Source organism: Flavobacterium sp. S87F.05.LMB.W.Kidney.N (genome assembly GCF_004366435.1).
Taxonomy (GTDB): domain Bacteria; phylum Bacteroidota; class Bacteroidia; order Flavobacteriales; family Flavobacteriaceae; genus Flavobacterium.
The window spans coordinates 17,986-42,964 of sequence record NZ_SODX01000002.1; the positions used below are offsets into that span (position 1 = coordinate 17,986).

The following is a 24,979-nucleotide window of genomic DNA, read 5'->3' on the forward strand; positions in this document are numbered from 1 at the left end:
GTTTGATTAGGAGAAAAACTTATTTAATAAAAAGGAAGACCAATTGAAAATTTAATTGATTGTTATAGGGATAGCAAATAAAACCCTAACGTCTTGTCCTTCTAATTTTCCTGAATTCCATTTAGGAGATAGCTTTAAAACCCTAATTGTTTCATTTCCTGTATTAAAACCGAGATCTTTTACAATTTTTATTTCATTTAACGAACCGTCTTTTTCAACAACAAAAGTGGCGACAATTCTTCCTTTTACGGTAATGGGCTTTTCGTGTGGGATTTTATAATTCTGAGCTATGTATTTATAAAATTCATTTAATCCTCCCGGAAACTCTGGTTTAATATCTATTCCTGCGGTATTGTAAACATGATTTTCATCGTCAGAAAGAACACTAACAGTTTTAGTTGCTTGAGAGAATGAACTTTGGGCAGCACAAATTAAAATCAGAAATAAAAGTTTTTTCATGGATGATGGTTTGAGTTAGTCTACATTTTATGGATAATAAAAATCGTTGGTCTATTATGTAAATCAACTTTCAGTTTTTTCCAGTCGGCAATTTTCATTGTTTTAATGAATTCTGTCGGCAGTGTAATATCTGTGGCGATACATAAATGTGTTGACGGACTTACAATCTGTAAAATATCTTCAACCAATTTGTTGTTTCTATAAGGAGTTTCTATAAAAATCTGTGATTGGTTTTTATCAAAAGATAATTTCTCAAAATGTCTCAATGCCGATTTTTTCTCGTCTTTGTCAATTGGCAAATATCCGTTGAAAGTAAAACTCTGGCCATTCATTCCAGAAGCCATCATAGCCAGTAGGATAGAAGATGGTCCAACCAAAGGTACAACCTGAATTCCTTTTTCGTGTGCCAGTTTTACAATTACAGCACCGGGATCAGCAACACCTGGGCATCCTGCTTCGCTCATTAAACCCATATTTTTCCCTTCTAATAAAGGTTTGATAAAGTCTAAATGTTCACTTGGTTCAGTACGTTTATTAAGAGTAAAAAGCACCAATTCGGATTGCTTTTTTTCGGGATAAACCGCTTTAATTGATTTTCTGGCAGTTTTATCGTTTTCAACAATATAGTGGTCTATAAGTTCGATACTTCTTTTAACTGTTTGAGGTAAAACATCCATCGGATCGCTTTCGCCCATTGTAGTTGGAATTAAATATAGTTTTCCTAGAAGTTTCATGTGTATATGTTTAAAATTAAAAAATTCAATTATCTCATTTTTGAAACAATTGAATTAAATTAAGCGTGTTTTTTGATTAGTTTTTCGGCGATCAAGTCTGTTACTTCGTCCAGCATTTGATACACATTTTCAAATCCGTTTGTAGCACCGAAGTATGGATCTGGAACGTCTACATTTTCGTTGGGAAATAATTCATTTAGAATCAAATGGACTTTCTTTTTGTGTTCAGGATTTTTAGCAAGATGATTTACATCATTAAAATTTGAATTGTCCATTACAAAGATGTAATCAAATTCATCAAAATCACTGGTTTTAAACTGTCGGCCTTTTTGTCCGCTGATATTGATACCGTTTTTTCTGGCAACCTCGATCGAGCGTTTGTCAGGACAATGGCCTACGTGCCAAGAACCTGTTCCGGCTGAATCAACAAAGAATTTATCTTTAGGTAATTTAGAAGCTAAAATTCCTTCTGCTAAGGGAGATCTACAGATATTCCCTAAACAAACCATTAGGATTTTTACAGGCATGATGCGACTTAAAGCGTTAGTTTTTTATTGATGTCTTCAACAAACTTTTTAAATTGTTTGTCTGTAGAAACTAAGTTGTCGACTGTTTTACAAGCGTGAAGAACAGTTGCGTGATCACGATCTCCAATTTGTGAACCGATATTGGCTAAAGAAGCTTTGGTGAATTTTTTAGCAAAAAACATTGCTAATTGTCTTGCTTGCACAACATGCCTCTTTCGGGTTTTCGATTGAAGTGTTTCAATATCTAACTGGAAATAATCTGAAACGATTTTTTGGATATAATCGATTGAGATTTCTCTTTTTACGTTTTTAACAAATTTCTCTACAACGCTTTTCGCTAATTCGATTGTAACTTCTTTTTTGTTGAAAGAAGATTGAGCAATTAACGAAATAATGGCGCCTTCTAGTTCTCGAACATTTGTTTTAATGTTTCGAGCCACATATTCTAAAATATCTTCTGGCATTTCAACACCATCACGATATAAGATGTTTTTTAGGATCGAGATACGGGTTTCGTAATCAGGCTGATGCAATTCTGCAGACAATCCCCATTTGAAACGAGACAATAATCTTTGTTCAATATCCTGCATATCAACAGGAGCTTTATCTGAAGTTAAAATTACTTGTTTTCCATTTTGATGTAAATAGTTGAAAATATGGAAAAACACGTCTTGCGTACCTGATTTTCCAGATAAGAACTGAACATCATCAATAATTAAAACATCTATTAATTGGTAAAAGTGAATGAAATCATTACGATTATTCTTTTTTACCGAATCAATATACTGCTGTGTAAAAATCTCAGCAGAAATATATAAAACTGTTTTTTCAGGATATTTATCTTTTACTTCTACACCTATAGCATGTGCTAAGTGTGTTTTTCCTAAACCAACTCCTCCAAATATCAATAACGGATTAAATGAAGTTCCTCCAGGTTTGTTGGCCACAGCCATACCTGCAGAACGAGCCAAACGGTTAGAATCTCCTTCTAAGAAATTATCAAAACTGTAGTTCGGATTTAACTGAGACTCAATTTTTAAATTTCTAATTCCAGGAATTACAAATGGATTTTTTAGTTCAGGATTTAAGTTTTTAAACGGAGCATCAACCTCTTGCGGTTTCATCGGCACTCTGTTGGAACTTGGCAGCTGCTCGGTAAACGGCTGTTTGTTACCATAAGTGTTCTCCATTTTAATTTTATAGAGTAACTTTGCGTTTTTTCCCAGTTCTTTGGTAAGCGCAACTTTCAATAATTTTACATAGTGCTCTTCGAGCCACTCGTAGAAAAATTTACTTGGAACTTGAATGTATAATGCGTTATCGGTTAGCTCAACTGATTTGATTGGTTCAAACCAAGTTTTGTATGCTTGATCTTGAATATTATCCTTTATAAAGGACAAACAGTTTTCCCATACCGATTGAGCAGTTTTAGTCATAGATTCAGATAAATTTTTATTATTGTTATAAAGATTCTCCTAATAAATGAGGAGCAATTTTATTCCGTATTTCGGGATAACAAATATGTGAACAAATTTCTGTAAAAAAAAATATTTTGACATCTAATTTTATAAAAAAAAGTTGTAAGTAGGCTTTTTAAATTTGAATTTTTTTAATCTCTAAATAATGAAAAATCACCAGACTCAAGTAAGAGTTCGTTACTCAGAAACCGACCAGATGGGAGTCGTTTATCACGGAAATTATATTCCTTATTTTGAAATCGGACGCGTGGAATGGCTTAGAAATAAAGGGGTTTCGTATAAAAGCATGGAAGAAAGCGGTATTGGTCTGCCAATTGTAAACATGAACATAAGTTACAAAAAATCGGCGAGATACGATGAGCTTTTAACAATTCATACAACTTTCAAAAGTCACTCTTCTGTCAAGATTGAATTTGACTGCGAGATCTATAATGAGTCAAATGAGTTATTAACAACTGCGACGTTTATTTTAGTATTTATTTCGTTAAAAACAGGTCGTCCGACAGCTCCTCCAGATTATATTTTAGAAATATTTAAATCGCTTGAATAATTGTTAAATCGCTTAAAGATTTTCTACTAATTTATACAATTTTAATATCAATTTCAAACATTAAATCAAAAATGCTGAACACTGTTTCGGCATTTTTTTTTCGCGTTTTGATCGTAATTTTGCCAATCGGTAATCCAGAAATTTCATCCATTTCCATTTCTTGAGAAGTTATTTCTAACTTTTTCTCTTTGATCACACGCATTACTTTATTCATGTTTTTATAATCAAATGAAATTAAAAATGATTCGTCAATTGTTTTTTCAATAATCTCGCAAGTTTCTAAAGTCATTTGAGCTGTTGTCCGATAAGCAGCAATTAAACCGCCGACTCCTAATTTTACGCCTCCAAAAATTCGAACAACCACAACAAGAACGTTCGTTACTCCAAAAGATTGTATCTGCCCGTAAATAGGTGCGCCTGCAGTATTGCTTGGCTCGCCGTCATCATTAGCACGATATGAAATTTTGTTTCCAACACCCAGTTGATAAGCATAACAATAATGTACAGCATGCGGATGTTGTTTTTTAAGGTCTTCAATAATTGGTTTTACTTCGTCTTCATGATCTATCGGAAATGCATAGCCAAAGAATTTACTGCCTTTTTCTTTAAACAGCATTTCTTCAGATGGAGATGCAATAGTTTGATAAGTATCGTTAATTTCCAAAAGCAGTATTCTAAATTATATTTTTATTATAAAGGTCAATAACATCTTCTTTCCCGACTTGAAGATTCCAGACTTTTATGCCTAGAGCTGCTGCGCTGTCAGTGTTTTCTTTTTTATCGTCAACAAATAAAGTGTTCTCTGGTAATAGATTATGTTTGTCAAGTAAGAATTGATAAATTTTTGGATCTGGTTTTCTTAATCCCATATCAAAGGAGAAATAAACTTTTTCAAAACAGCCATAAAAATCTTCATAAAAGGCAGTTCCGTTTTTTGTTTCAAATGTGTTGATGTGAATAGAATCAGTATTACTCAATAAAAACAAACGATATTTTTTGGATAATTCTTTTAGAAATTCTAAACGGTATAAAGGAAAATCTGCCAATACAGCATTCCAAGCTTTTAAGATTTCTTCTTTCGATGCATTCGGGAGTTGTTTTTGAAAACCGCCAATAAAATCTTCTGGAGAAATATGTCCAGTTTCAAAAGAAAAATTTAATTGATCAAAGTCATTATTCCATTCTGTCATTCCTAATTTTTGCAAACCAGAAATTGTGGCAGGTTTGTCCAAATTGATGAAAATATCTCCAAAGTCAAAAATTATAGTATCAATCATAATTTCTAATCTGTATTAGTTCGTCGCTTAAAATAGTAATTTTACTGTTGTTTTTTCTTGAAATAATTGGAGCTTTTGTTCCATTGCCAAAACTTGGTTTTCCAACAAAAATTCGAGCTTCATCCCAAACGTTTTCATCTATAAAAGATTGTAAAGTTTGTCTTCCGCCTTCAATTATTATCGATTGAATTTGATTTTTATATAAAACATCCAAAATCTCAGGAATAATGTTTTTACTAAAATCAATTACTTCAAACTGCGTATTTGTTGTTGATATTTTTTTGTTTTCATTAGAAAAAATAATTGTTTTTACAGTGTCGTCAAAAATAAAACTGTTTTGGTCAATTTTATTTTCCCGATCTATCACAACCCTCACAGGATTATTACCGCTCCAATCTCTGGCGTTTAATTTAGGGTTGTCATCAATAGCAGTTTGTGTCCCAACTAAAATAGCCTGCTCTTCGGTTCTCCATTTGTGAACCAGTTGGCGAGAATAAGTATTTGTAATCCAAATAGGTTTACGATCCTTGCTGATTGTTTTTTCAGGAGCTAAAAATCCGTCTTGACTCTCTGCCCATTTTAAAATAATATAGGGTCTCTTTTTTTGATGAAAAGTAAAAAAACGTTTGTTCAACTCGTTGCATTCATCTTCTAAAACTCCAACCGTAACATTTGCTCCCGCTTCGATTAATTTTAGAATTCCTTTTCCGGCCACTTTTTCATTAGGATCAACCGTTCCGACAACTACATTCGGAATTTGATTTGCGATAATTAAGTCGCAGCAAGGAGGCGTCTTTCCAAAATGACTGCAAGGCTCTAAACTTACATAAATTGTAGCTTTTTTTAGCAGTGATTTATCCTTCACAGATCGAACCGCATTTACCTCTGCATGTGGTTCACCGGCCTTTTTGTGCCAGCCTTCACCAATAATTTGATTTTCGTAAACAATTACGCTTCCGACCATTGGGTTCGGATAAGTAGTTCCAAGCCCATTTTGTGCCAGTTCGATACAGCGTTTTATATATTTTTCATGTATATTCACGGTGCAAAAGTAGTTATTTTTGAGTTTATGACTAAGTGAAGAAACTATAGAAATAACTACCTTTATTTTGCGTTTATAATATTTTAGATTAAAAAAAATGGTAAATTGTCTTATACGCGCAATTGAAAAAGAAGATAATCAATCAGTTGCGAGTTTAATTAGATCAGTTTTTGATGAAATGGAGATTCCAAAAGTCGGAACTGCATACGAAGATCCTTATTTGGATTTAATGTTTGAAGAGTATAGTAAAGCAAAATCTTCCTATTTTGTTGTAGAAAGTGAAGGTGAAATTGTAGGCTGTGCTGGAATTGCGCCTTTGGAAAATGGGGATCCAAAAATCTGCGAATTGCAGAAAATGTATTTTCTGCCCAAAACCCGCGGTTTAGGAATTGGAGCCAAAATGATGGAAAAGTGTTTAGAGCAAGCAAAGGATTTTGGTTTCGAAAAATGTTATATAGAAACAATGCCTTTTATGCATGCAGCACAAAAGTTGTATAAAAAATCTGGTTTTGAATATCTGGATGCGCCATTAGGGTCAACAGGACATTGCTCTTGTCCAATATGGATGCTGAAAGTTTTGTAATTAGAAGTTGTAACAATTTTGTGTTAACGAGACTTATTGAATTGTAAAAATCAGTTTTTAACTGGTACATAATGTTCAAAAAATTGAAATGAAAATTAAACAATACCGCACTCAATTTATTAAAGAATTATCGCCTTTTTACGATGCGTACGAAGCGGAGAGTTTTTTTTATTTAATTCTGGAAGAAAAACATAAGCTTCGTCAGATTGATTTGGCATTAAATCATGAATTGACTTTTGAAGAGAATGATTTTGTTATATGGGACGAGCTTTTAAAACAGCTCAAAAAAGAAGTTCCAATTCAATATTTATTAGGAAAAACGAACTTTTACGGTTTGGATTTTGAAGTAAATGAAAATGTTTTGATTCCAAGGCCAGAAACTGAGGAATTAGTAGAATGGATTATTAATGAAAATTCTAATCCAGATAAATCAAAAAAAACGAAAATTCTAGATATTGGAACCGGAAGCGGCTGTATTGCTATTTCGCTCGCAAAAAATCTGCCTAATGCTGAGGTTTATGGAATCGATGTTTCTAAAAAAGCAATAGAAACAGCAAAAAGAAATGCTGTAAAAAATAATGTCGATGTGACTTTTGTTCTTTTGGATATTTTAGAAACCGAAGAACTTAGATGTAATTTTGATATTATTGTTTCGAATCCGCCCTATGTTCGAAATTTAGAAAAAGAAGAAATCAAAAAAAATGTATTGGATTACGAACCGCATTTAGCACTTTTCGTGGAAGATAATGATGCTTTGATTTTTTATAGAAAAATCGCTTCGCTGGCACAAAAACGCCTTTTTGAAAAAGGAAAATTATATTTCGAAATCAATCAATATCTTGGAAACGAAATGATTGAGTTGCTCGAAAATATGGATTTTAAAAACGTAGAACTGCGAAAAGATATTTACGATAACGACAGAATGATAAAAGGGAATATTTAGAGTTTTTCAGTCACAGTCACAGTTTTCAGTCACAGTCACGGTTTTCGGTAACACTAATAACTGAAAACTGTGACTGTGACTGAAAACTGTGACTGAAAACTGAGACTGAAAACTGAAACTGAATACTAAAAAACTATTCGTATCGCAAAGCCTCAATAGGATCTAATTTAGAAGCTTTAATTGCCGGATATAAACCAGAAACCAATGCAACGCAAAAACTTGTTGCAAAAGCGGCAAAAATTGCCATCCACGGAATCACAAATACGAAGCTCATCGTTGCTGCAATAGCAAAACCAAGCAAGATACCCAAAACGATTCCGACTAAACCTCCAATTTGTCCGATCAATAAAGTTTCAATAAAAAACTGGAACGCTACGGTTGATCTTTTTGCTCCTAAAGCTTTACGGACACCAATCTCGCGGGTACGTTCTGTAACCGAAACAATCATAATATTCATCAAAGCTATGGAAGATCCCAAGATAGTTATGATGCTGATAATCCACGCTGCCCATCCTAAGTATTGAGTAATTCCGAGAATTCTATTGATTAAATCATCGCTTCGAACAACGCCAAAATTATTGTCACGAACGGGGCTTAATTTGCGCACTCTTCGCATTGTGCTTGTTGCATTGTCAATTGCCTGGTCTAAAACTTCTTTTTTAGAAACCATAACACTAATTGTATAATTGATATTTGGTGCCGTGAATAAAGATCTTGCCACCTGAATTGGAATCAAAACTCGTAAATCCTGACTGTTCCCAAATGTTGAACCTTTTTCTTTAAGAACACCAATTACTTTGAATCGGGCACCTCGAATTGAGATGATTTTATCAATTGGATTAATATCTTTTAAAAGTCCTTTTTCAAAGTCAGAACCAACAATGCAGGAATACGTATTGTTTTCAACGTCAAATTGATTAAAACTTCTTCCTAAACTTGTTTCCAAACCAGAATTAGTAATAAAATGTTCGTCAACTCCAACAATTGTAATTTCAGGATCTGTTTTTTCGCCTAAATATTTTACTTCAGCCGTAGAAGTTGCAGTAAATGACAAAGAAGTTTCCGTAAAAGGATATTTGTATTTATTTTTGAAAGCAACAGCTTCAGGATAAGAAATAATCGGATTGATGACTTCTCGTTCGTTGCCGCCACGATTACGAACTTTATTTTCGTATTGATTGATGTTAAATGTATTTGCTCCCATTGACGCAAAATCGGTAGAAATTGTGTTTTCTAAAGCAGAAACCACCGTTAGAATTCCAACCAGAGCTGTTATACCAATAGCGATAATTAAAACGGTAAGAATAGTACGCAGTAATTGTGTTTTGATAGAACCAAACGCAATTCGAATATTTTCTTTAAATAATTTTAGCATCATGACCAATTTGTCACGAAAATACGTTTTTTGTTACAAGTTTGTTTTCGAAGCGCTATTATTTATTTTAAAAAGTAAGATATTTGCAGGCGATTAAAATTAAAAGAAAATAATGTTAAAGAATTTAGAAGTAAGGATTCAAGGAATCTGAAATCTAAAATCAACAATCTAAAATAAAAAAGATGGCTTCAAAACCAAGTATTCCACAAGGGACAAGAGATTTTTCGCCTGCAGAGGTGTCAAAACGTCAATATATTATTCAGACAATCAAAACTAATTTTGAGAAATTTGGTTTTCAGCCAATAGAAACTCCTTCGTTTGAAAATTCAGATACTTTGATGGGGAAATATGGGGAAGAAGGAGATCGTTTGATTTTTAAAATATTGAATTCAGGAAATTTTTTCTTCAATAAAAATAAAATTGAATTGCCAGAATCTATCGAAGCACTTCAGTCAAATTCTGCCGAAACAATAGATTTAAGTCAGAGAATCGAATTGAATAAATTTACTGGTAGAATTTCAGAAAAAGCATTACGTTACGATTTGACAGTCCCGTTTGCAAGATACGTTGTACAGCACCAAAACGAAATTGAATTTCCTTTTAAAAGATATCAGATTCAGCCCGTTTGGAGAGCTGACAGACCGCAAAGAGGACGTTACAGAGAATTTTATCAATGTGATGCCGATGTTGTTGGTTCAAAATCACTTTGGCAGGAAGTGGAATTAGTTCAGTTATATGATACCGTTTTTACTTCTTTAGGATTGGAAGGCGTTACAATTAAAATTAATAACAGAAAAATATTATCTGGAATTGCAGAGGTTATTGGCGCTTCAGATAAATTGATCGATTTTACGGTTGCTTTAGATAAACTAGACAAAATTGGAGAAGACGGCGTAAAAAAGGAAATGATCGAAAAAGGAATTGCTGCAGAAGCTTTAGTTAAAGTACAGCCGCTTTTTAGCTTTAGCGGAACATTTGCAGATAAAATCAATCAGCTTTCAGAATTATTGGCTTCTTCAGAAGAAGGAATGAAAGGTGTTGAAGAATTGAAATTTATTTGTGACAACGTTGCCGTTTTAGGATTGGCAACAGCAACTTTAGATTTAGATGTGACTTTGGCACGTGGTTTAAATTATTACACTGGAGCTATTTTTGAAGTTGCGGCTCCAAAAACAGTTTCGATGGGATCTATCGGAGGCGGTGGAAGATACGACGATTTGACTGGTATTTTTGGTTTGAAAAATATGAGTGGTGTCGGAATTTCTTTTGGTTTGGATCGAATTTATTTGGTTTTGGAAGAATTGCAATTGTTTCCAGAAACTGTTGCAGCGACTTCAAAAGCTATTTTTATCAATTATGGAGATAAAGAAGCTTTGTATGCTTCAAAAGCAATTCAAAAATTAAGACAAGAGAATATAAAAGTAGAATTGTACCCAGATAATGTAAAAGTGGGGAAACAGTTTCAATATGCAGATAAACGTCTGATTCCGTTTGCAGTAATTGCAGGAGATCAGGAAATTGCCTCGAATTCTTATGCACTTAAAAATTTAGTGTCAGGAGAACAGATTACAGTTGATTTCGAAGGTTTGAAAAATGCTTTGTTGGCATAAGAGTTTAACCGCAAAGTACGCTAAGATTTATTTTAATTTCTGTATAAAAAACACAAAGTTCGCAAAGCCAAATCAATACAACGCTTTGCGAACTTTGTGTTTTTTTATAAACCACACTCTAAAAAAAACTTAGCGAACTTTGCGGTTATTTCGCATAGTTTTGTTTTGACAAAAAAGGAGGAATTTGCAAACCTTTGAATATGATTTGGTTAGTAAATTGTTAGCATTTTATCCGCTGAAATCTTTTGTAATGTGCGTGAAATACTTGCTAGTAAAGAAAAAAAGCTTTTAATTTGCCGACCTTAAGTTACGGGCGTAGTTCAAGGGTAGAATAGCGGTCTCCAAAACCGTTGATGGGGGTTCGAATCCCTCCGCCCGTGCAATACATATTTTTTACAGCAAAGATTTTTTGTTCAAAATATTAAAAAACACAATTCGCAAAGCTAAATTTATATAAAGCTTTGCGATTTTTTTTTAAAACCACAGAAAACACAAAGATTTATTTAAGTGCAGTTTCTAAAATCACAGAATTCACAAAACTTTGTGTGTTTAGATTGTATAAGTACAAATTAAATCTCTGTAAACTCTGTGAAAACCTTTGTGTTCTCTGTGGTAAAAAAGTATAGTACAAAAAGCAAAAAAAAAGCTTCGTCTCTTAAGGCGAAGCTTTTTTTAATATAAGGTAAATTTGAATTAATAATTATTTTGAGGCCGAGGCCAACCCTTAAATTCAATTTTGATAGGTAATGATTTAGTTTTAATGCTTCAAAGATAAAATAAACTATAACGTAATAGTCTTAAAATTATACTAAATTTTATTTGCTACGTTTCATTTTTTAAAAGACTCATAATTAATAAAGTGACAATTTGACATTTTAGAAGATTTGGCAGTACTTTTGCAATCCAACAGAAAGAAAATAAAATGAAGTTTAAAAATATTTTTAAAAATAAAAGTAATATGACTACGGAAAATACAGAATTCGATCAGGAATTAGACGACGTAACGTTAGAGAACAATGCCAACGGAGAACAGTTAATTGTTGAAGAATTAAGTGTTGAAGAGCAATTAGCTCAAGACTTGGCTAAAGAAAAAGATAAGTTTTTGAGATTATTTGCCGAATTTGAAAATTACAAAAAAAGAACTTCAAAAGAGCGTATTGATTTGTTTAAAACTGCAAATCAAGAAGTTTTGTTAGCAATGCTTCCAGTTTTAGATGATTTTGACAGAGCAATGGTAGAGATCAACAAATCTGAAGATGAGAATTTAACTAAAGGTGTTGAATTGATTCACGAAAAACTAAAAAGTACTTTGGTAACTAAAGGTTTAGAACAAGTGGATGTAAAAGCAGGTGATGCTTTTGATGCTGATTTTGCTGAAGCAATTACCCAAATTCCAGCTCCGTCTGATAAATTAAAAGGGAAAATTGTTGACGTTATTGAAAAAGGATACAAATTAGGAGACAAAATTATTCGTTTTCCTAAAGTAGTAATCGGAAACTAAAAAAAGCAAACAAAAGTTTCAAAAGTCAGTTTTAAGATTGGAATTTGGAATTTTAGGTTTTGGAATTTAACCTTTATTATGAAAAAAGATTTTTACGAAATACTAGGCATTTCAAAAAATGCTGACGCTGCTGAAATAAAAAAAGCATATAGAAAAAGTGCGTTGAAATATCACCCTGATAAAAATCCAGGCGACAAAGAGGCAGAAGAAAACTTCAAATTAGCGGCAGAAGCTTATGAAGTTTTAAGTGATCCGCAGAAAAAAGCAAAATACGATCAATACGGACATCAAGCATTTGATGGTTCTGGCGGATTTGGCGGTGGTCATGGCGGTATGAATATGGATGACATCTTCAGCCAGTTTGGTGATATTTTTGGAGGTGGATTTGGCGGTTTCGGAGGCGGAGGCGGTGGTCCTCGCCGTGCAAAAGGAAGCAATCTTCGAATTAAAGTGAAATTAACTTTAGAAGAAATTGCTAATGGAGTAGAGAAAAAAGTAAAAGTAAAACGTAAAGTTCAGGCAAAAGGTGTAACGTATAAAACTTGTACGACTTGTAATGGTCAAGGTCAGGTAATGCGTGTAACTAATACCATTTTAGGAAGAATGCAATCTGCGTCAACTTGTCCTACTTGTGGTGGTTCTGGTCAAATTTTAGATAAAAGACCTTCTGAGGCAGATGCTCAAGGAATGGTTCAGGAAGACGAAACAGTATCAATCAAAATTCCTGCGGGAGTTGTTGACGGAATGCAGTTAAAAGTTTCTAACAAAGGTAACGATGCTCCAGGAAATAGTATTCCAGGTGATTTGATTGTTGCGATTGAAGAAATTGAGCACGAATTCCTAAAACGTGAAGGCGAAAATGTTCACTACGATTTATATATCAGTTTCCCAGAAGCTGTTTTGGGAGCTTCAAAAGATATTGAGGCAATCAACGGAAAAGTTCGTATTAAACTGGAAGAAGGAATTCAATCTGGAAAAATCTTACGATTAAAAGGAAAAGGGATTCCAAGTCTAAACGGTTACGGAAGCGGAGATTTATTAGTTCACGTAAATGTTTGGACTCCTAAAACTTTAAATAAAGAACAAAAACAATTCTTTGAAAATGCTTTAAACGATGATCATTTCGTTCCAAGTCCAGAGAAATCAGAGAAATCATTTTTTGAGAAAGTAAAAGATATGTTTTCATAATCTAAACTTTTCTAAAATGTAATATTATCAAAAACCCATTCTAGTTCAAATTAGAATGGGTTTTTTGCGTATTATAATACAAGTTCGCTTCGAATTATTTACTTTTACAGTCGCAGAGCCACAATTGGTAAAGTGACGCAGAAAATCTAAAAAACAGCATGAGTAACTTACTTGAAGTACATAAAGTCGTAAAACAATACGGCGATTATGTAGCGCTTAACGAAGTTTCATTAAATGTGCCGAAAGGCAGTATATATGGACTATTAGGTCCCAATGGAGCTGGAAAAACTTCCCTTATTAGAATCATCAATCAAATTACAATGCCCGACAGCGGCGAAGTAATTTTGGATGGAGAAAAATTACAGCCAAAACACGTGCAGACAATTGGTTACCTTCCTGAGGAAAGAGGTTTATATACTTCTATGAAAGTAGGAGAACAATGTTTGTATCTAGCACAAATGAAAGGGCTTTCTAAAGCTGAGGCAAAACTGCAGTTAGAATATTGGTTCGATCGTTTAGGAATTCAAGGCTGGTGGAACAAAAAAATCCAAGAACTTTCTAAAGGAATGGCGCAGAAAATTCAGTTTGTAGTCTGCGTTTTGCATAAACCAAAATTGCTGATTTTCGACGAACCTTTTTCTGGTTTTGATCCTGTAAATGCCAATGTTATAAAAGATGAAATTTTGGCATTAAAAGAGCAGGGCTCAACAATTATTTTTTCGACACACAGAATGGAAAGTGTTGAAGAACTTTGTGATCATATTGCTTTAATCCATAAATCGAATAAATTAATAGAAGGCAAAGTAAGCGATGTAAAACGTCAGTTTAAAACCAATAGTTTTGAAGTTGGAATTTTAACTGATAACGTTGAAGGTTTGATGTATGATATTACACAGAAATTTACTGTTGCACCGGCAAATTTCAAATCCTTAAATGATGATTTAAAATTAAATATCCAAATAGGAAATGCAACTCCAAACGAATTATTGAATATTTTGACACAACGTGGACAAGTGACACATTTCGTTGAAAAAATTCCAAGTGTAAACGATATTTTTATTCAAACAGTAACAGAAAATAAAATTTAAAAATTCCAAAATAGAAATTCTAAATTCCAATTGTAAAATCTTGGAATTTGGGATTTGAAGTTTTAAAAATTAAAAATATTTATGAGCATCATTTCGTTGATTATAAAAAGAGAATTTATTGCCAAAGTCCGCAATAAATCTTTTGTTGTCATGACTTTTTTGAGTCCGCTTTTATTCGTGGCAATAGCCGTTTTTATTGGCTATTTGAGCTCGATGAAAGCCGATACAAAGCGTATTGCAATTCATGACGAAACTGGACTTTTTGCTTCCGATTTCTTAAAAGAAAATAAAAAAGGAGCTGAGTTCAAATATCTCGATTTATCTGAAATTGATGTAAAGTCGTTGAAAGACAGTATTGCAAAAGAAAATTTCAGCGGTCTAATTGTCATTCCAAAAACAAATGACACAAAAGATTTAGAAAGTAAAATAGAATTTATTTCGAATAATAGTCCAAGTATTTCTTTTGTAGAAAGTACACAGGATGTCATCGGAACAAAAATTACAAAACTAAATCTCGAGAAAGCCAAACTAGACACTCTAGCTATTCAAAAAGCACAGTCAAAAGTTAATATTCATTTGATAAAAGCTTCTGGTGAAGAAAGTTTGAAAGGCTTAAATGAAATCAAAATAGGAATTGGCGGTGCGTTCGGTTATTTGATTATGATGTTTATTATCATCTACGGAAACATGGTAATGCGAAGTGTAATCGAGGAAAAAACAAACCGAATTATCGAAATCATTATTTCGTCGGTAAAACCATTTCAGTTAATGATTGGTAAAATTGTAGGAACATCGCTTGCAGGGATTTTACAATTTATGATCTGGGCAATTATTGGTTTGGGATTAATGTTTGCAGCGTCAGCATTTTTTGGAGTTAACGTTGGTCCAACAGCCAGAATTTCACCAGAATTAATGCAGTCGGCACAGCACGAACTTTCAGGATCTGCACAAATGTATATTGCTGAATTATGGAACCTGCCCATTGCAAGTATCATAATCGGTTTTGTGGTTTATTTTATAGGAGGTTATTTTCTGTACAGTTCATTTTATGCTGCAATCGGAGCCGCAGTAGACAATCAAACAGATTCACAGCAGTTTTTACTACCAATTATAATGCCTCTTATTTTAAGCGTCTATATCGGATTTTTTACAGTTGTTAATGATCCACACGGAAGCGTTGCTGTAATTTTTTCGATGATTCCATTAACGTCGCCAATTGTAATGCTAATGCGCATTCCGTTTGGTGTGCCGTGGTGGCAAATCGCAATTTCGGTATCATTATTGTTTGCTACATTTTTCCTTGTTGTTTGGTTCGCTGCAAAAATTTACCGCGTAGGTATTTTAATGTACGGCAAAAAACCAACTTGGAAAGAATTGTATAAGTGGCTTAAATATTAATTTTTTGGAGTTACTAAGGTTCTAAGGTGCTGAGGTGCTAAGATTTTTTTAGTGTCTTTTAGAAAAACCTCAGAACCTTAGTGACTTAGAACCTCAGAACCTTAAAAAAAAAATGAGTAAAATACTAATTATAGAAGACGAAGCAGCAATCAGAAGAGTTTTGGTAAAAATTTTATCAGAAGAAAATGATTCATACCAGGTTGAAGAAGCTGAGGATGGTGCTGCGGGGCTTGAAAAAATAAAAAACAACGATTACGATTTGGTTTTGTGTGACATCAAAATGCCAAAAATGGACGGTGTTGAGGTTTTAGAAGAAGTAAAAAAGATAAAACCAGAAATTCCGATGGTCATGATTTCGGGTCATGGCGATATGGAAACAGCAATTCACACCATGCGTTTAGGAGCTTTTGATTACATTTCAAAACCGCCAGATTTGAATCGTTTATTGAATACCGTTCGTAATGCTTTAGACAAAAAACAATTAGTTGTTGAGAATAAAATTTTAAAGAAAAAAGTCAGCAAGAATTACGAAATGATAGGCGAGAGCGAGTCAATTAATCATATTAAATTAATGATTGATAAAGTAGCTCAAACCGAAGCCAGAGTTTTAATTACAGGTCCAAACGGAACTGGAAAAGAATTAGTAGCCCATCAATTACATGAAAAAAGCGAACGTGCTAATTTTCCTTTAATTGAAGTTAACTGTGCTGCGATTCCAAGTGAATTGATTGAAAGTGAATTGTTCGGACACGTAAAAGGTGCTTTTACATCGGCAGTGAAAGATCGCGCGGGGAAGTTTGAAGCCGCTGACAAAGGAACTATTTTCCTGGATGAAATTGGCGATATGAGTCTTTCGGCGCAAGCCAAAGTTTTACGTGCCCTTCAGGAAAGTATGATTACCAGAGTTGGTGCCGATAAAGATATTAAAGTTGATGTTCGTGTAGTAGCTGCAACAAATAAAGATTTAAAAACAGAAATTGCCGAAGGCCGTTTCCGTGAAGATTTATACCATCGTCTGGCTGTTATTTTGATTAAAGTACCGCCGTTAAATGAAAGACGTGACGATATTCCGGCTTTGATAAAACATTTTGCAGAAAAAATTGCATCAGAGCAGGGAAATGCAGTAAAAGTATTTTCGGCGCAAGCCATAAAATTATTGCAGGAATACGATTGGACAGGAAATATTCGTGAACTTAGAAATGTAGTCGAAAGATTGATTATTTTAGGAGGAAACGAAATCTCTGAAACCGATGTGAAATTGTTTGCAAGCAAGTAGATGTCTTGCGCAATAGGCTTTAAGCTTTAGGCTTTAGGCTTTAAAAAAAAGTATAATATTTTAGCTTATGGCCTAATGCTTAAAGCTTAAAGCATAAAAAAAAATGAAACTAAAAAAAATAAACGAGAAATTACAAGACGGATTAATCGAAAATGGTTTGACAGAAGCAAATGCATTGCAGCTGGAAACATTTTCGACCATAAAAAGTGGTGCCGATTGTGTTATTATTTCTCCAAAAGGAAGTGGAAAAACAACTACAATTGTTTTAAATGTCATTCAGCAGTTAGCAGGAAAAAATGAAGAATCACCTCGTGCTTTGATTATTGTTGAAGACAAAGCGAAGGTATTGGAAATGGTGGCGCTTTTTGAAAAATATGGAAAATACACCAATCTTGAGGTGTATGGCGTAAATGAAAAAGGCGACATGGATTACGATAAAAATTACATTTCAACCGGAATCGATGTCTTAATTGGAACACCAACAAAATTAAACGATATGTTTAGTACAGCAGGTTACAATGTTAACCGATTAAAAATGCTGATTCTTGATGATGCAGATCCTATTTTAAGGTTGAGACACGAAACAAAGATTATGCGTATTTCTGGCAGTATTGCAAAAACGCAGCGTTTGATTTTTGCTGAAACCCTGACAGAGCGTATCGAAATTTTGGCTGACAAAATGTTAGTTGAACCTTTTTTATTTGATATGGATGAAGAAGGAGAGGAAGAACTTGACGAAGAAGAAGACGATATTCAAGAAGAATAGATAGTCTCAGTTTTCAGTTTCAGTCAACAGGCTAATAAACTGAAAATTGCGACAAACAAATAATTACTGATTAATGGAGATATTAAAAACGTTTAAATTTTTAGCATTTGTACTTTTGTGCTTTTTTTTAATTGTTTATGTTTTAATAATATCTTACGTCTATTTCAATCAGGTTGAATTAGTTTTTCATAGTTCAAAATTACCAAAGGACTTTAAATTTGATTATCAGCATAAGTATGAGGAAATTAATATCAAGTCTTTTGATGGAAGTATTCTCAACGGATTGTTGTTTAAAGCCGAAAAATCCAAAGGCTTAATTTTTTATCTTCATGGAAATGCCGGAACATTAGAAACTTGGGGCAAGATTGCTAAAATATATACTTCACTGGGTTACGATATTTTTATTTTGGACTACAGAAGTTTCGGAAAGAGTGAAGGTGAAATTGAAAATGAAGAACAATTGAGTAAAGATATTTCGATTGTTTATAAGCAATTGTCTAAGAGATATTCTGAAGATGAAATTATAATTGCTGGATATTCTATCGGTTCTGGGTTTGCTGCAAAGCTTGCTTTAGAAAATAGACCAAAAGCAGTAATCCTTCAGGCGCCATATTACAACTTTTTAGAATTGTCAAGTTCGAGAGTTCCCTTTTTTCCAGACTTTATGAAGAGGTTTAGTTTAGAAACTAACTTGTATCTTCCAAAAATTAAAGCTCCAATTTATATTTTTCATGGAACTGATGATCAGTTAATTCCTTGTGAAAATTCAGTAAGATTGAAAAAGCTTTTGAAATCAAATGCCTATTTTTATCCTTTGGAAGGTCAGGGACATGTTGGTATGAACGAAAATGAAGATTTTCAAAAACAATTAAAAATAATATTAGAATAAATATAGAATATCATGGGATTAATGAAGGTGTTTTCGGGTAGTGAAGTATTAGCAATTGCTTTGCAGGAAAGATTAGAAACTGCGGGAGTAGAAACCGTAAAAAAAGATAATATTCAATCGGCTCGTTTAGGAGGTTTCGGCCAGACAGATTTGGCTGTTGAGGTTTTCATTCAAGAAACCGATTTTGCAAAAGCAAATCCGGTTATTGAAGAATTTAGAATGAGTCTTTAAAAGTTTTCAATTTTCAGTCTCAGTTTTCAGTTGTTACTGAGACTGCGACTGAAAACTGCGACTGAATACTAAAAAATATGCAATACAAAATGCTAGTGCTCGACATGGATGATACCTTGTTGACAGATGATCATAAAATTTCAGATTTAAATAAAAAAGTAATTTTAGAGGCACAAGCCAAAGGTGTTTACGTAGTCTTGGCTTCGGGAAGACCTACATCTGCAATGACGGCTTATGCAAAAGAATTACAATTAGACATTTACAATTCTTATATTATTTCATTTAATGGTGCTATTATCAGCAGGGCAAAAGACGATTTAGTTTTTTTTGAACAAAAGCTGACTGTAGAGCAGATTCATGATTTATACGATTACAGTGTTAAAATGAAAACGCATATTATCACTTATTTGGATAATGAAATTATAAGCGAAACAGATTCACAATACATAGAAGTCGAAAAAGAAATAACTGGAATGGTGCATCGTAAAGTAACCAGTTTTAAAGATTATGTGGACAGGCCTGCTGTCAAATGCATTTTATTAGAAGATCCGGCTTACTTAAAAACGGTTGAAAAAGATTTAATTGAAGCAATGCCGCATTTGACTGTATCTATGTCGAAACCGTTTTTCTTAGAAGCAGCGCAGCAAGGAATTGATAAGGCGGCCAGTTTGAAACTTTTGGCAGATAAGTTAGGAATCCTTCAAAGTGAAATTATCGCAGTTGGAAACGCTGGAAATGACTTAACAATGATTGAATATGCTGGTCTTGGAGTTTGGGTAGATAATGTAACGCCTGAATTGCGTGACAAAGCAGATATAATTGTAGCATCCAATAATAATGATGGTGTTGCAGAAGTAATAACACGTTACATTTTAAACTAAAATAAAAATGAAGAATTCAATTGAAACCGAACGTTTGATTTTACGAGAATTAGCACTTTCTGATGCAGAAGGAATGTTCGAATTGGATTCGAATCCCAATGTCCATTTGTTTTTAGGAAATAATCCCGTAAAACATATTGAAGAAAGCATTGATTATATCAAATTCGTTCAAAAACAATACAAAGATTTTGGAACAGGGCGCTGGGCTGTAGTTTTAAAAGAAACCAATGAATTTATTGGATGGTCGGGAATAAAATATATTACTGACGAAATCAATAATCATAAAAATTTTTACGAGTTAGGTTATCGTTTTATCGAAAAACATTGGGGAAAAGGATATGCATCTGAAGCAGGAAAAGCTTTTGTCGATTATGCATTTAATGAAATGAAAGTGGAAACCCTTTACGCTTATGCAGATGCTGGAAACGAAAATTCTAGAAAGATTTTAGAAAAACTAGGTTTCCATTTTGTGAATTCTTTCGAATATCAAGGAGAAATAGAAGTTTGGTATGAACTCAAAAATCCAAACTCAAACTAAGAAATGTATTCCAAATCTTTACATACTTAAAAGTCAGTAAAGATTTGGAAACAATTCAGAGTGTATGATTATTTTTTAGCTACAGAAACAAAATATTTATTTCCGTCACCCATAGTTAATTTTACACGTTCGTCACAAAGATCGATTGCAAAATTAGCGCTTTCGTAACAGCTGCAAGTTGTGTTTTTGTCTTTAGACATTTCTGTTTTACAGTTGTTATTTTTAAAACTTGCCAATTGCGGTGTATATAAACTAACTAAGTCAGTAGAAGCAGTTACCAATGAGATAATACTTGCCGAATTATTATTAGTAATTCTGTACACAATTCTATCAGTATAGTTTACTTCGTTAACTGTTACTTTACGAATGTAGGTATAAGCTGTAGATCCTTCACCTGGTTCTTTAACTTCAAACTTAAACCCAACAGCACGAATAGCAACATCAAATTGCTGTTGTGAATTGAAGCTCGCCCAAGTCGTTAATGTACTAATAGAAGGAAATGGATTTGCGGCTGGGACATTAGTTTGCGCTTGCGAACTAAAAATGGTTAAGAACATCAAGCAGATTGTGGGTAAAAATGCTTTCATAAAGTGGTATTTATTATTATAATTTTGCCTACTCTCTTTGGTTTTCGGCTTTCCCATTTCATTTTGTAACACAAAACAACAACATAACGAGTAAAATTCAAAATTGTTATGCCCGAATTATTATTAAATTAATTAAAGCTTTCTAAAATTCTTAATTATGGATTTATTTTGAGGCTCAGCCATAATGAAAGTAAATGTAAGAAATTTTGAATTTAAATCAAGAAAAAATGTATTTAATCGATAAAATTTGCATTTGATCGATTATTTTGTCATTTTATTCTTATTGTACTGTTAAAAAAATAGAGTTTAAGAGGTATAATCTTCTGAAAAAATAAATCTCCAAAATATATTTTTAATGTTTCTAAATTAACATTGAATGCAAATTATTGATTCGAAGTAAATTAATCCCTTTCTTTTGATGAATATTGTTTGTAAATTTGCAGCCTTAAATTTTTTGACAACGATTTCATTAATTTAAGACAGATTATGGAAAATAGAAAGAAAGTTGCCTTTTATACGCTGGGTTGTAAACTGAATTTTTCAGAAACTTCTACAATTGCCAGAAACTTTAACGACGAAGGTTTTGACCGCGTCGATTTTGAAGAAATAGCAGATATTTATGTAATTAATACTTGCTCTGTAACAGAAAATGCAGATAAGCAGTTTAAGCAGGTTGTTAAAAAAGCAATGAAGCTTAACGATAAAGCTTTTGTTGCTGCTGTTGGCTGTTATGCACAATTAAAACCAGAAGAATTGGCTGCAGTAGACGGCGTTGATTTGGTTTTGGGAGCAACAGAAAAATTCAAAATCACTGACTATATCCATGATTTGAGTAAAAACGATATGGGCGAAGTGCATTCATGCGAAATTGCCGAAGCCGATTTTTATGTTGGAAGTTATTCTATTGGTGACCGTACAAGAGCATTTTTAAAAGTGCAGGACGGCTGCGATTATAAATGTACGTATTGTACAATTCCGCTGGCAAGAGGAATTTCCAGAAGTGATGCTTTAGAAAATGTACTTAAAAACGCTAAAGAAATTTCGGCTCAGAATATCCGTGAGATTGTTTTAACGGGAGTAAATATTGGTGATTACGGAAAAGGCGAATTCGGAAATAAAAAACACGAACATACTTTTTTAGATTTAGTTCAGGCTTTGGATAAAGTAGAAGGAATTGAGCGTTTGAGAATTTCTTCAATCGAACCGAATTTGTTGAAAAACGAAACGATAGAATTTGTTTCTAAAAGCAGAACTTTTGTACCGCATTTTCATATTCCGTTACAATCGGGAAGTAATGATATTTTGAAATTAATGAAACGCCGTTATTTACGTGAAGTTTATACAGATCGCGTGAATAAAATTCGCGAAGTAATGCCTCATGCTTGTATTGGTGTAGATGTAATTGTTGGTTTTCCTGGAGAAACAGACGAGCACTTTTTAGAAACCTATCATTTCTTAAATGATTTAGATATTTCGTATCTGCATGTATTTACGTATTCTGAAAGAGATAACACAGAAGCAGCAGATATGGATGGCGTTGTGCCTTCAAATGTAAGAGCAAAACGCAGTAAAATGCTTCGTGGATTATCAGTTAAAAAACGCCGAGCTTTTTACGAAAGCCAATTGGGAACAAACAGAACGGTTCTTTTTGAAAGCGAAAATAAAGAAGGATACATTCACGGATTTACAGAAAATTACGTAAAAGTAAAAACACCTTGGAATCCAGAATTGGTAAATACGTTACAAGAAATCAATTTAACTAAGATTGATGAAGATGGAAGTGTTCGTTTAGAGTTTTTGAATAAACTGGCGGAAGCTTAATTTTATGATTTTTCAACTTTGACAAAGTTTCAAACTTTGACAAAGTTTTTACATAACTATTGTCATTCCGAGGAACGAGGAATCTCCACAAGTAACTCTACAAAGATTGGCAATTTTAGGAGTGGAGTTTCTCGTGGAGATCCTTCCTTCGTCAGAATGACAAAAACCGCATAATTTTTAAAATTATGCGGTTTTTGTTTTTTAGAAGATATTTATTTTTGATTCTCGTCAACCACCAATTTCAAAGAATTGATATAATCAGTATCAAACTCAATAACACGAATTTTTTCTGGATTAAAACTTAATTCTCCTCCAAACTGGCCGCGTGTGTCTAAAAAATTAATGGTTAATTCTTCGTCGTTTAATTCTATTAATTTTCCTAAATAAGCAGATTTTGATGATTTTTTTGCAATTTGAAAAACGCCGTATTTCTCAGAAATAAATTTCATGATTGAAGCCAAATCTTTAATCGGAATAATATCTTCAGAATTAATTTTTAACCCTTTCAATCGAATTACCTTCTCTGTAAACGCTAGATCATGATCGCGGTTTACAGCTTCGATGTTTTTATTTCTCAAAATGACAAAACCGTCCAAAACAAAATCTACAGGATTATTTCGAAGTAAAATCCATTCATCAGAATAATCAATTAAAAATCCGCTGAAGATTTCTTTTTTATCCTGAAATTCTATTTCGACCAACTGTCTTAAATATTGTTCCATAATTTTAGTTTTTGAAATTCCAATATTTAAAATCCCAATTTAGTCAAACTTGGAATTTGGAATTTAAAAATTTGGAATTTGAAGTTTAAATTTTTTAAGGATTAGTAGACCAGATGCTGCTGTTTTTAATAAACACTCTTCGGTTTAATTTTAACTGCGCAATAATTAAATCTGCCATATCTTCAGACTGCATCACTTTTTCTGGATTTCCGTCAGTCAGATTTAAATCTTTTGCCATGTCAGTAGCAACAGTACTTGGCGTTAAAGCTGTAACACGAATGTTGTGTTTTCTCATTTCCTGCATCAAAGAATCGGTTAAACCTAAAACAGCAAATTTAGAAGCGCTGTATGCACTCGTAAGAGCATTTCCGTTTAAACCTGCAGTAGATGAAATATTAATAATGTCTCCAGTTTGTCTTTCAATCATATTTGGGATAACGGCGCGTGTGGTGTAATACGTTCCCATTAAATTTACTTGGATAATTCTTTCCCAAGCTTCTGGCTCCAATTCCAAGAATTTTCCAAAAGAAGCAATTCCGGCACTATTGATTAAGATGTCAATACTTTTAAATTCGGCAATTGCTTTTTCAACAGCAGTATTTATAGAGTTAATATCCGAAACGTCTGCAGATAAAGCCAAAGTTTTTACACCCAGTTTTGCAGTTTCTTCTGCCAATTGATCAATATCGCTTTTAGTTCTAGAAACTAAAATAAGGTTTACACCTTCTTTAGCCAAAGCAATTGCTACAGCTTTTCCAATTCCTTTTCCAGCACCAGTGATTAGTGCATTTTTATTTTTTAAGTCGGTCATGATTGTATTTTTAGAAATGCAGAAAGCATCATTTTAAGTAATACAAAAATAAGCTTTTGCAAACTAAAATGATGCTTTAAAATATATTCTTAATCTAAGTTTAACAACTTTTTGTTATTCTTTCAAAACCATATCGATACACATTACAGCTCCTAAAATTAATTGTCTCAACGGACTTTCGGCTGCTACAGTGTCTTCAATTTGAAGTACATAATTGTCGGCGCTTGTGAAAAACTCTTTTCCTAATCCAGCCCATTTTTTACTTACCTGCGCCAATTGTTTGTTTTCATGCGAGAATTTAAAATCCCATCCTGTCCATTTTCCCTGAAGTGTTGCAACAGGTTTTTCGTTTTTGTCTAAGATGTCAAACTTTCCTCCGATAGAAAAGAATTTTTGTTTGAAAGTTCCAACCAAACGATCTTTTTCATCTAACACTTCAACAGTCGATCTAAAGATGGCAACGCCTCTTCTTACGGTAATTAATTTTTCTCCAGAAGCAGTTGTAATTTCAACATTAAATGGAGTTGCTCTTTTGTAATCTGTAAAACGAAGTACTTTTGTGAAGAAACCAAGATTATTTTCTCGGCAGTTCATAATTATCTGATTCGTTTCTGGATTGTATATGTCATAATTATTTGCGGCTTTAAACATTCCAACATGTTCTTTTACTAAAAATAGATTTTGGCTTAAAATTGGGTTCATAC

General features: G+C 33.2%; 27 protein-coding genes and 1 tRNA gene. 16 read left to right on the plus strand and 12 right to left on the minus strand.

Annotation, left to right across the window (positions count from 1 at the left end):
- Nucleotides 1-51: 51 nt before the first annotated feature.
- Genes EDB96_RS05880 through dnaA form a run of 4 tightly spaced genes read right to left on the minus strand, consistent with a single transcriptional unit; the run spans nucleotide 52 to nucleotide 3,156 of the window.
- Complete coding sequence (locus tag EDB96_RS05880; RefSeq protein ID WP_134139688.1) at nucleotides 52-459, minus strand: energy transducer TonB; 408 nt, start codon at nucleotides 457-459, stop codon at nucleotides 52-54.
- 20 nt (nucleotides 460-479) lie between these two features.
- Nucleotides 480-1,193, minus strand: a complete 714-nt coding sequence (locus EDB96_RS05885) for an SAM-dependent methyltransferase (RefSeq protein WP_113676235.1) — start codon at nucleotides 1,191-1,193, stop codon at nucleotides 480-482.
- A gap of 59 nt (nucleotides 1,194-1,252) precedes the next feature.
- Nucleotides 1,253-1,720 carry a low molecular weight protein-tyrosine-phosphatase gene (locus EDB96_RS05890; RefSeq protein ID WP_134139689.1) on the minus strand — a complete coding sequence of 156 codons (468 nt, stop codon included), beginning with the start codon at nucleotides 1,718-1,720 and terminating at the stop codon, nucleotides 1,253-1,255.
- Nucleotides 1,721-1,728: 8 nt separating this feature from the next.
- The gene (gene dnaA / locus EDB96_RS05895; protein ID WP_057116951.1) at nucleotides 1,729-3,156 is read right to left on the minus strand and encodes a chromosomal replication initiator protein DnaA; all 1,428 of its coding nucleotides are present in this window, start codon (nucleotides 3,154-3,156) and stop codon (nucleotides 1,729-1,731) included.
- 187 nt (nucleotides 3,157-3,343) lie between these two features.
- Between dnaA and EDB96_RS05900 the strand changes: the two genes are divergently transcribed.
- Nucleotides 3,344-3,748, plus strand: coding sequence for an acyl-CoA thioesterase (locus EDB96_RS05900; protein ID WP_134139690.1), 405 nt, complete (start codon nucleotides 3,344-3,346; stop codon nucleotides 3,746-3,748).
- 31 nt (nucleotides 3,749-3,779) lie between these two features.
- On the opposite strand, the gene EDB96_RS05905 is transcribed toward EDB96_RS05900, so the two are convergent.
- Genes EDB96_RS05905 through ribD form a run of 3 tightly spaced genes read right to left on the minus strand, consistent with a single transcriptional unit; the run spans nucleotide 3,780 to nucleotide 6,067 of the window.
- Nucleotides 3,780-4,412, minus strand: coding sequence for an IMPACT family protein (locus EDB96_RS05905; protein WP_134139692.1), 633 nt, complete (start codon nucleotides 4,410-4,412; stop codon nucleotides 3,780-3,782).
- Between the two features lie 10 nt (nucleotides 4,413-4,422).
- Nucleotides 4,423-5,025 (minus strand): HAD family hydrolase, encoded by a 603-nt coding sequence (locus EDB96_RS05910; RefSeq protein ID WP_134139693.1) that lies wholly within the window; start codon nucleotides 5,023-5,025, stop codon nucleotides 4,423-4,425.
- Nucleotides 5,018-6,067, minus strand: coding sequence for a bifunctional diaminohydroxyphosphoribosylaminopyrimidine deaminase/5-amino-6-(5-phosphoribosylamino)uracil reductase RibD (gene ribD / locus EDB96_RS05915; protein ID WP_134139695.1), 1,050 nt, complete (start codon nucleotides 6,065-6,067; stop codon nucleotides 5,018-5,020). Before ribD ends, EDB96_RS05910 begins: the two co-directional genes overlap by 8 nt.
- 97 nt (nucleotides 6,068-6,164) lie before the next feature.
- Here ribD and EDB96_RS05920 point away from each other — a divergent pair, with 97 nt between their 5' ends.
- The gene (locus EDB96_RS05920; protein ID WP_134139696.1) at nucleotides 6,165-6,650 is read left to right on the plus strand and encodes a GNAT family N-acetyltransferase; all 486 of its coding nucleotides are present in this window, start codon (nucleotides 6,165-6,167) and stop codon (nucleotides 6,648-6,650) included.
- Between the two features lie 88 nt (nucleotides 6,651-6,738).
- Nucleotides 6,739-7,593: a peptide chain release factor N(5)-glutamine methyltransferase gene (prmC, locus tag EDB96_RS05925; RefSeq protein ID WP_134139698.1), complete on the plus strand. Its 855-nt coding sequence runs from the start codon at nucleotides 6,739-6,741 to the stop codon at nucleotides 7,591-7,593.
- A gap of 133 nt (nucleotides 7,594-7,726) precedes the next feature.
- Here the strand turns inward: prmC and EDB96_RS05930 are convergent, their stop codons facing one another.
- Nucleotides 7,727-8,971 carry an ABC transporter permease gene (locus EDB96_RS05930; protein WP_166669274.1) on the minus strand — a complete coding sequence of 415 codons (1,245 nt, stop codon included), beginning with the start codon at nucleotides 8,969-8,971 and terminating at the stop codon, nucleotides 7,727-7,729.
- 179 nt (nucleotides 8,972-9,150) lie between these two features.
- On the opposite strand from EDB96_RS05930, the gene hisS reads away from it, so the two are divergent.
- The 12 genes from hisS to EDB96_RS05990 all read left to right on the plus strand — a co-directional run bounded on the left by hisS (nucleotide 9,151) and on the right by EDB96_RS05990 (nucleotide 20,334).
- Nucleotides 9,151-10,578, plus strand: a complete 1,428-nt coding sequence (gene hisS, locus EDB96_RS05935; RefSeq protein WP_134139699.1) for a histidine--tRNA ligase — start codon at nucleotides 9,151-9,153, stop codon at nucleotides 10,576-10,578.
- Between the two features lie 309 nt (nucleotides 10,579-10,887).
- Nucleotides 10,888-10,958: transfer RNA gene (locus EDB96_RS05940), tRNA-Trp, on the plus strand.
- A gap of 542 nt (nucleotides 10,959-11,500) precedes the next feature.
- Nucleotides 11,501-12,079 (plus strand): nucleotide exchange factor GrpE, encoded by a 579-nt coding sequence (locus tag EDB96_RS05945; RefSeq protein ID WP_057116942.1) that lies wholly within the window; start codon nucleotides 11,501-11,503, stop codon nucleotides 12,077-12,079.
- Between the two features lie 78 nt (nucleotides 12,080-12,157).
- On the plus strand, nucleotides 12,158-13,267 hold the full coding sequence (dnaJ, locus tag EDB96_RS05950) for a molecular chaperone DnaJ (RefSeq protein WP_057116941.1): 1,110 nt from the start codon (nucleotides 12,158-12,160) through the stop codon (nucleotides 13,265-13,267).
- 158 nt (nucleotides 13,268-13,425) lie between these two features.
- Nucleotides 13,426-14,355, plus strand: coding sequence for an ABC transporter ATP-binding protein (locus EDB96_RS05955; protein ID WP_134139701.1), 930 nt, complete (start codon nucleotides 13,426-13,428; stop codon nucleotides 14,353-14,355).
- Nucleotides 14,356-14,436: 81 nt separating this feature from the next.
- A complete protein-coding gene (locus EDB96_RS05960; protein ID WP_134139702.1) occupies nucleotides 14,437-15,753 on the plus strand; it encodes an ABC transporter permease in 1,317 nt (438 codons plus the stop codon).
- A gap of 112 nt (nucleotides 15,754-15,865) precedes the next feature.
- The gene (locus EDB96_RS05965) at nucleotides 15,866-17,029 is read left to right on the plus strand and encodes a sigma-54-dependent transcriptional regulator (RefSeq protein ID WP_134139704.1); all 1,164 of its coding nucleotides are present in this window, start codon (nucleotides 15,866-15,868) and stop codon (nucleotides 17,027-17,029) included.
- A 103-nt stretch (nucleotides 17,030-17,132) separates the two neighbouring features.
- Complete coding sequence (locus tag EDB96_RS05970) at nucleotides 17,133-17,795, plus strand: DEAD/DEAH box helicase (protein ID WP_134139705.1); 663 nt, start codon at nucleotides 17,133-17,135, stop codon at nucleotides 17,793-17,795.
- A 73-nt stretch (nucleotides 17,796-17,868) separates the two neighbouring features.
- Nucleotides 17,869-18,684, plus strand: coding sequence for an alpha/beta hydrolase (locus EDB96_RS05975; protein WP_134139706.1), 816 nt, complete (start codon nucleotides 17,869-17,871; stop codon nucleotides 18,682-18,684).
- 12 nt (nucleotides 18,685-18,696) lie between these two features.
- A complete protein-coding gene (locus EDB96_RS05980; protein ID WP_113679793.1) occupies nucleotides 18,697-18,915 on the plus strand; it encodes a putative signal transducing protein in 219 nt (72 codons plus the stop codon).
- Between the two features lie 77 nt (nucleotides 18,916-18,992).
- On the plus strand, nucleotides 18,993-19,796 hold the full coding sequence (locus tag EDB96_RS05985; RefSeq protein ID WP_134139707.1) for a Cof-type HAD-IIB family hydrolase: 804 nt from the start codon (nucleotides 18,993-18,995) through the stop codon (nucleotides 19,794-19,796).
- 7 nt (nucleotides 19,797-19,803) lie between these two features.
- Nucleotides 19,804-20,334 (plus strand): GNAT family N-acetyltransferase, encoded by a 531-nt coding sequence (locus EDB96_RS05990; RefSeq protein WP_057116934.1) that lies wholly within the window; start codon nucleotides 19,804-19,806, stop codon nucleotides 20,332-20,334.
- A 68-nt stretch (nucleotides 20,335-20,402) separates the two neighbouring features.
- Here the strand turns inward: EDB96_RS05990 and EDB96_RS05995 are convergent, their stop codons facing one another.
- Complete coding sequence (locus EDB96_RS05995) at nucleotides 20,403-20,921, minus strand: hypothetical protein (RefSeq protein ID WP_134139709.1); 519 nt, start codon at nucleotides 20,919-20,921, stop codon at nucleotides 20,403-20,405.
- Nucleotides 20,922-21,407: 486 nt separating this feature from the next.
- Between EDB96_RS05995 and mtaB the strand changes: the two genes are divergently transcribed.
- Nucleotides 21,408-22,742, plus strand: coding sequence for a tRNA (N(6)-L-threonylcarbamoyladenosine(37)-C(2))-methylthiotransferase MtaB (gene mtaB, locus EDB96_RS06000; RefSeq protein WP_134139710.1), 1,335 nt, complete (start codon nucleotides 21,408-21,410; stop codon nucleotides 22,740-22,742).
- 212 nt (nucleotides 22,743-22,954) lie between these two features.
- On the opposite strand, the gene EDB96_RS06005 is transcribed toward mtaB, so the two are convergent.
- From EDB96_RS06005 to EDB96_RS06015, 3 genes are all read right to left on the minus strand, one after another.
- On the minus strand, nucleotides 22,955-23,464 hold the full coding sequence (locus tag EDB96_RS06005) for a hypothetical protein (protein ID WP_134139711.1): 510 nt from the start codon (nucleotides 23,462-23,464) through the stop codon (nucleotides 22,955-22,957).
- Between the two features lie 94 nt (nucleotides 23,465-23,558).
- Nucleotides 23,559-24,275, minus strand: coding sequence for a 3-ketoacyl-ACP reductase (locus EDB96_RS06010; RefSeq protein WP_113679788.1), 717 nt, complete (start codon nucleotides 24,273-24,275; stop codon nucleotides 23,559-23,561).
- Nucleotides 24,276-24,389: 114 nt separating this feature from the next.
- Entirely contained in the window at nucleotides 24,390-24,977 is a 588-nt protein-coding gene (locus tag EDB96_RS06015; RefSeq protein WP_134139713.1) for a phospholipid scramblase-related protein, read from the minus strand.
- Between the last annotated feature and the right edge of the window lie 2 nt (nucleotides 24,978-24,979).

Excerpts from the sequence above, each read along its gene's own strand:
- EDB96_RS05880 (WP_134139688.1), bottom strand. The coding sequence starts at position 459 with ATGAAAAAACTTTTATTTCTGATTTTAATTTGTGCTGCCCAAAGTTCA.
- EDB96_RS05885 (WP_113676235.1), bottom strand. The coding sequence starts at position 1,193 with ATGAAACTTCTAGGAAAACTATATTTAATTCCAACTACAATGGGCGAA.
- EDB96_RS05890 (WP_134139689.1), bottom strand. The coding sequence starts at position 1,720 with ATGCCTGTAAAAATCCTAATGGTTTGTTTAGGGAATATCTGTAGATCT.
- dnaA (WP_057116951.1), bottom strand. The coding sequence starts at position 3,156 with ATGACTAAAACTGCTCAATCGGTATGGGAAAACTGTTTGTCCTTTATA.
- EDB96_RS05900 (WP_134139690.1), top strand. The coding sequence starts at position 3,344 with ATGAAAAATCACCAGACTCAAGTAAGAGTTCGTTACTCAGAAACCGAC.
- EDB96_RS05910 (WP_134139693.1), bottom strand. The coding sequence starts at position 5,025 with ATGATTGATACTATAATTTTTGACTTTGGAGATATTTTCATCAATTTG.
- EDB96_RS05920 (WP_134139696.1), top strand. The coding sequence starts at position 6,165 with ATGGTAAATTGTCTTATACGCGCAATTGAAAAAGAAGATAATCAATCA.
- prmC (WP_134139698.1), top strand. The coding sequence starts at position 6,739 with ATGAAAATTAAACAATACCGCACTCAATTTATTAAAGAATTATCGCCT.
- EDB96_RS05930 (WP_166669274.1), bottom strand. The coding sequence starts at position 8,971 with ATGATGCTAAAATTATTTAAAGAAAATATTCGAATTGCGTTTGGTTCT.
- hisS (WP_134139699.1), top strand. The coding sequence starts at position 9,151 with ATGGCTTCAAAACCAAGTATTCCACAAGGGACAAGAGATTTTTCGCCT.
- EDB96_RS05945 (WP_057116942.1), top strand. The coding sequence starts at position 11,501 with ATGAAGTTTAAAAATATTTTTAAAAATAAAAGTAATATGACTACGGAA.
- dnaJ (WP_057116941.1), top strand. The coding sequence starts at position 12,158 with ATGAAAAAAGATTTTTACGAAATACTAGGCATTTCAAAAAATGCTGAC.
- EDB96_RS05955 (WP_134139701.1), top strand. The coding sequence starts at position 13,426 with ATGAGTAACTTACTTGAAGTACATAAAGTCGTAAAACAATACGGCGAT.
- EDB96_RS05960 (WP_134139702.1), top strand. The coding sequence starts at position 14,437 with ATGAGCATCATTTCGTTGATTATAAAAAGAGAATTTATTGCCAAAGTC.
- EDB96_RS05965 (WP_134139704.1), top strand. The coding sequence starts at position 15,866 with ATGAGTAAAATACTAATTATAGAAGACGAAGCAGCAATCAGAAGAGTT.
- EDB96_RS05970 (WP_134139705.1), top strand. The coding sequence starts at position 17,133 with ATGAAACTAAAAAAAATAAACGAGAAATTACAAGACGGATTAATCGAA.
- EDB96_RS05975 (WP_134139706.1), top strand. The coding sequence starts at position 17,869 with ATGGAGATATTAAAAACGTTTAAATTTTTAGCATTTGTACTTTTGTGC.
- EDB96_RS05980 (WP_113679793.1), top strand. The coding sequence starts at position 18,697 with ATGGGATTAATGAAGGTGTTTTCGGGTAGTGAAGTATTAGCAATTGCT.
- EDB96_RS05985 (WP_134139707.1), top strand. The coding sequence starts at position 18,993 with ATGCAATACAAAATGCTAGTGCTCGACATGGATGATACCTTGTTGACA.
- EDB96_RS05990 (WP_057116934.1), top strand. The coding sequence starts at position 19,804 with ATGAAGAATTCAATTGAAACCGAACGTTTGATTTTACGAGAATTAGCA.
- EDB96_RS05995 (WP_134139709.1), bottom strand. The coding sequence starts at position 20,921 with ATGAAAGCATTTTTACCCACAATCTGCTTGATGTTCTTAACCATTTTT.
- mtaB (WP_134139710.1), top strand. The coding sequence starts at position 21,408 with ATGGAAAATAGAAAGAAAGTTGCCTTTTATACGCTGGGTTGTAAACTG.
- EDB96_RS06005 (WP_134139711.1), bottom strand. The coding sequence starts at position 23,464 with ATGGAACAATATTTAAGACAGTTGGTCGAAATAGAATTTCAGGATAAA.
- EDB96_RS06010 (WP_113679788.1), bottom strand. The coding sequence starts at position 24,275 with ATGACCGACTTAAAAAATAAAAATGCACTAATCACTGGTGCTGGAAAA.
- EDB96_RS06015 (WP_134139713.1), bottom strand. The coding sequence starts at position 24,977 with ATGAACCCAATTTTAAGCCAAAATCTATTTTTAGTAAAAGAACATGTT.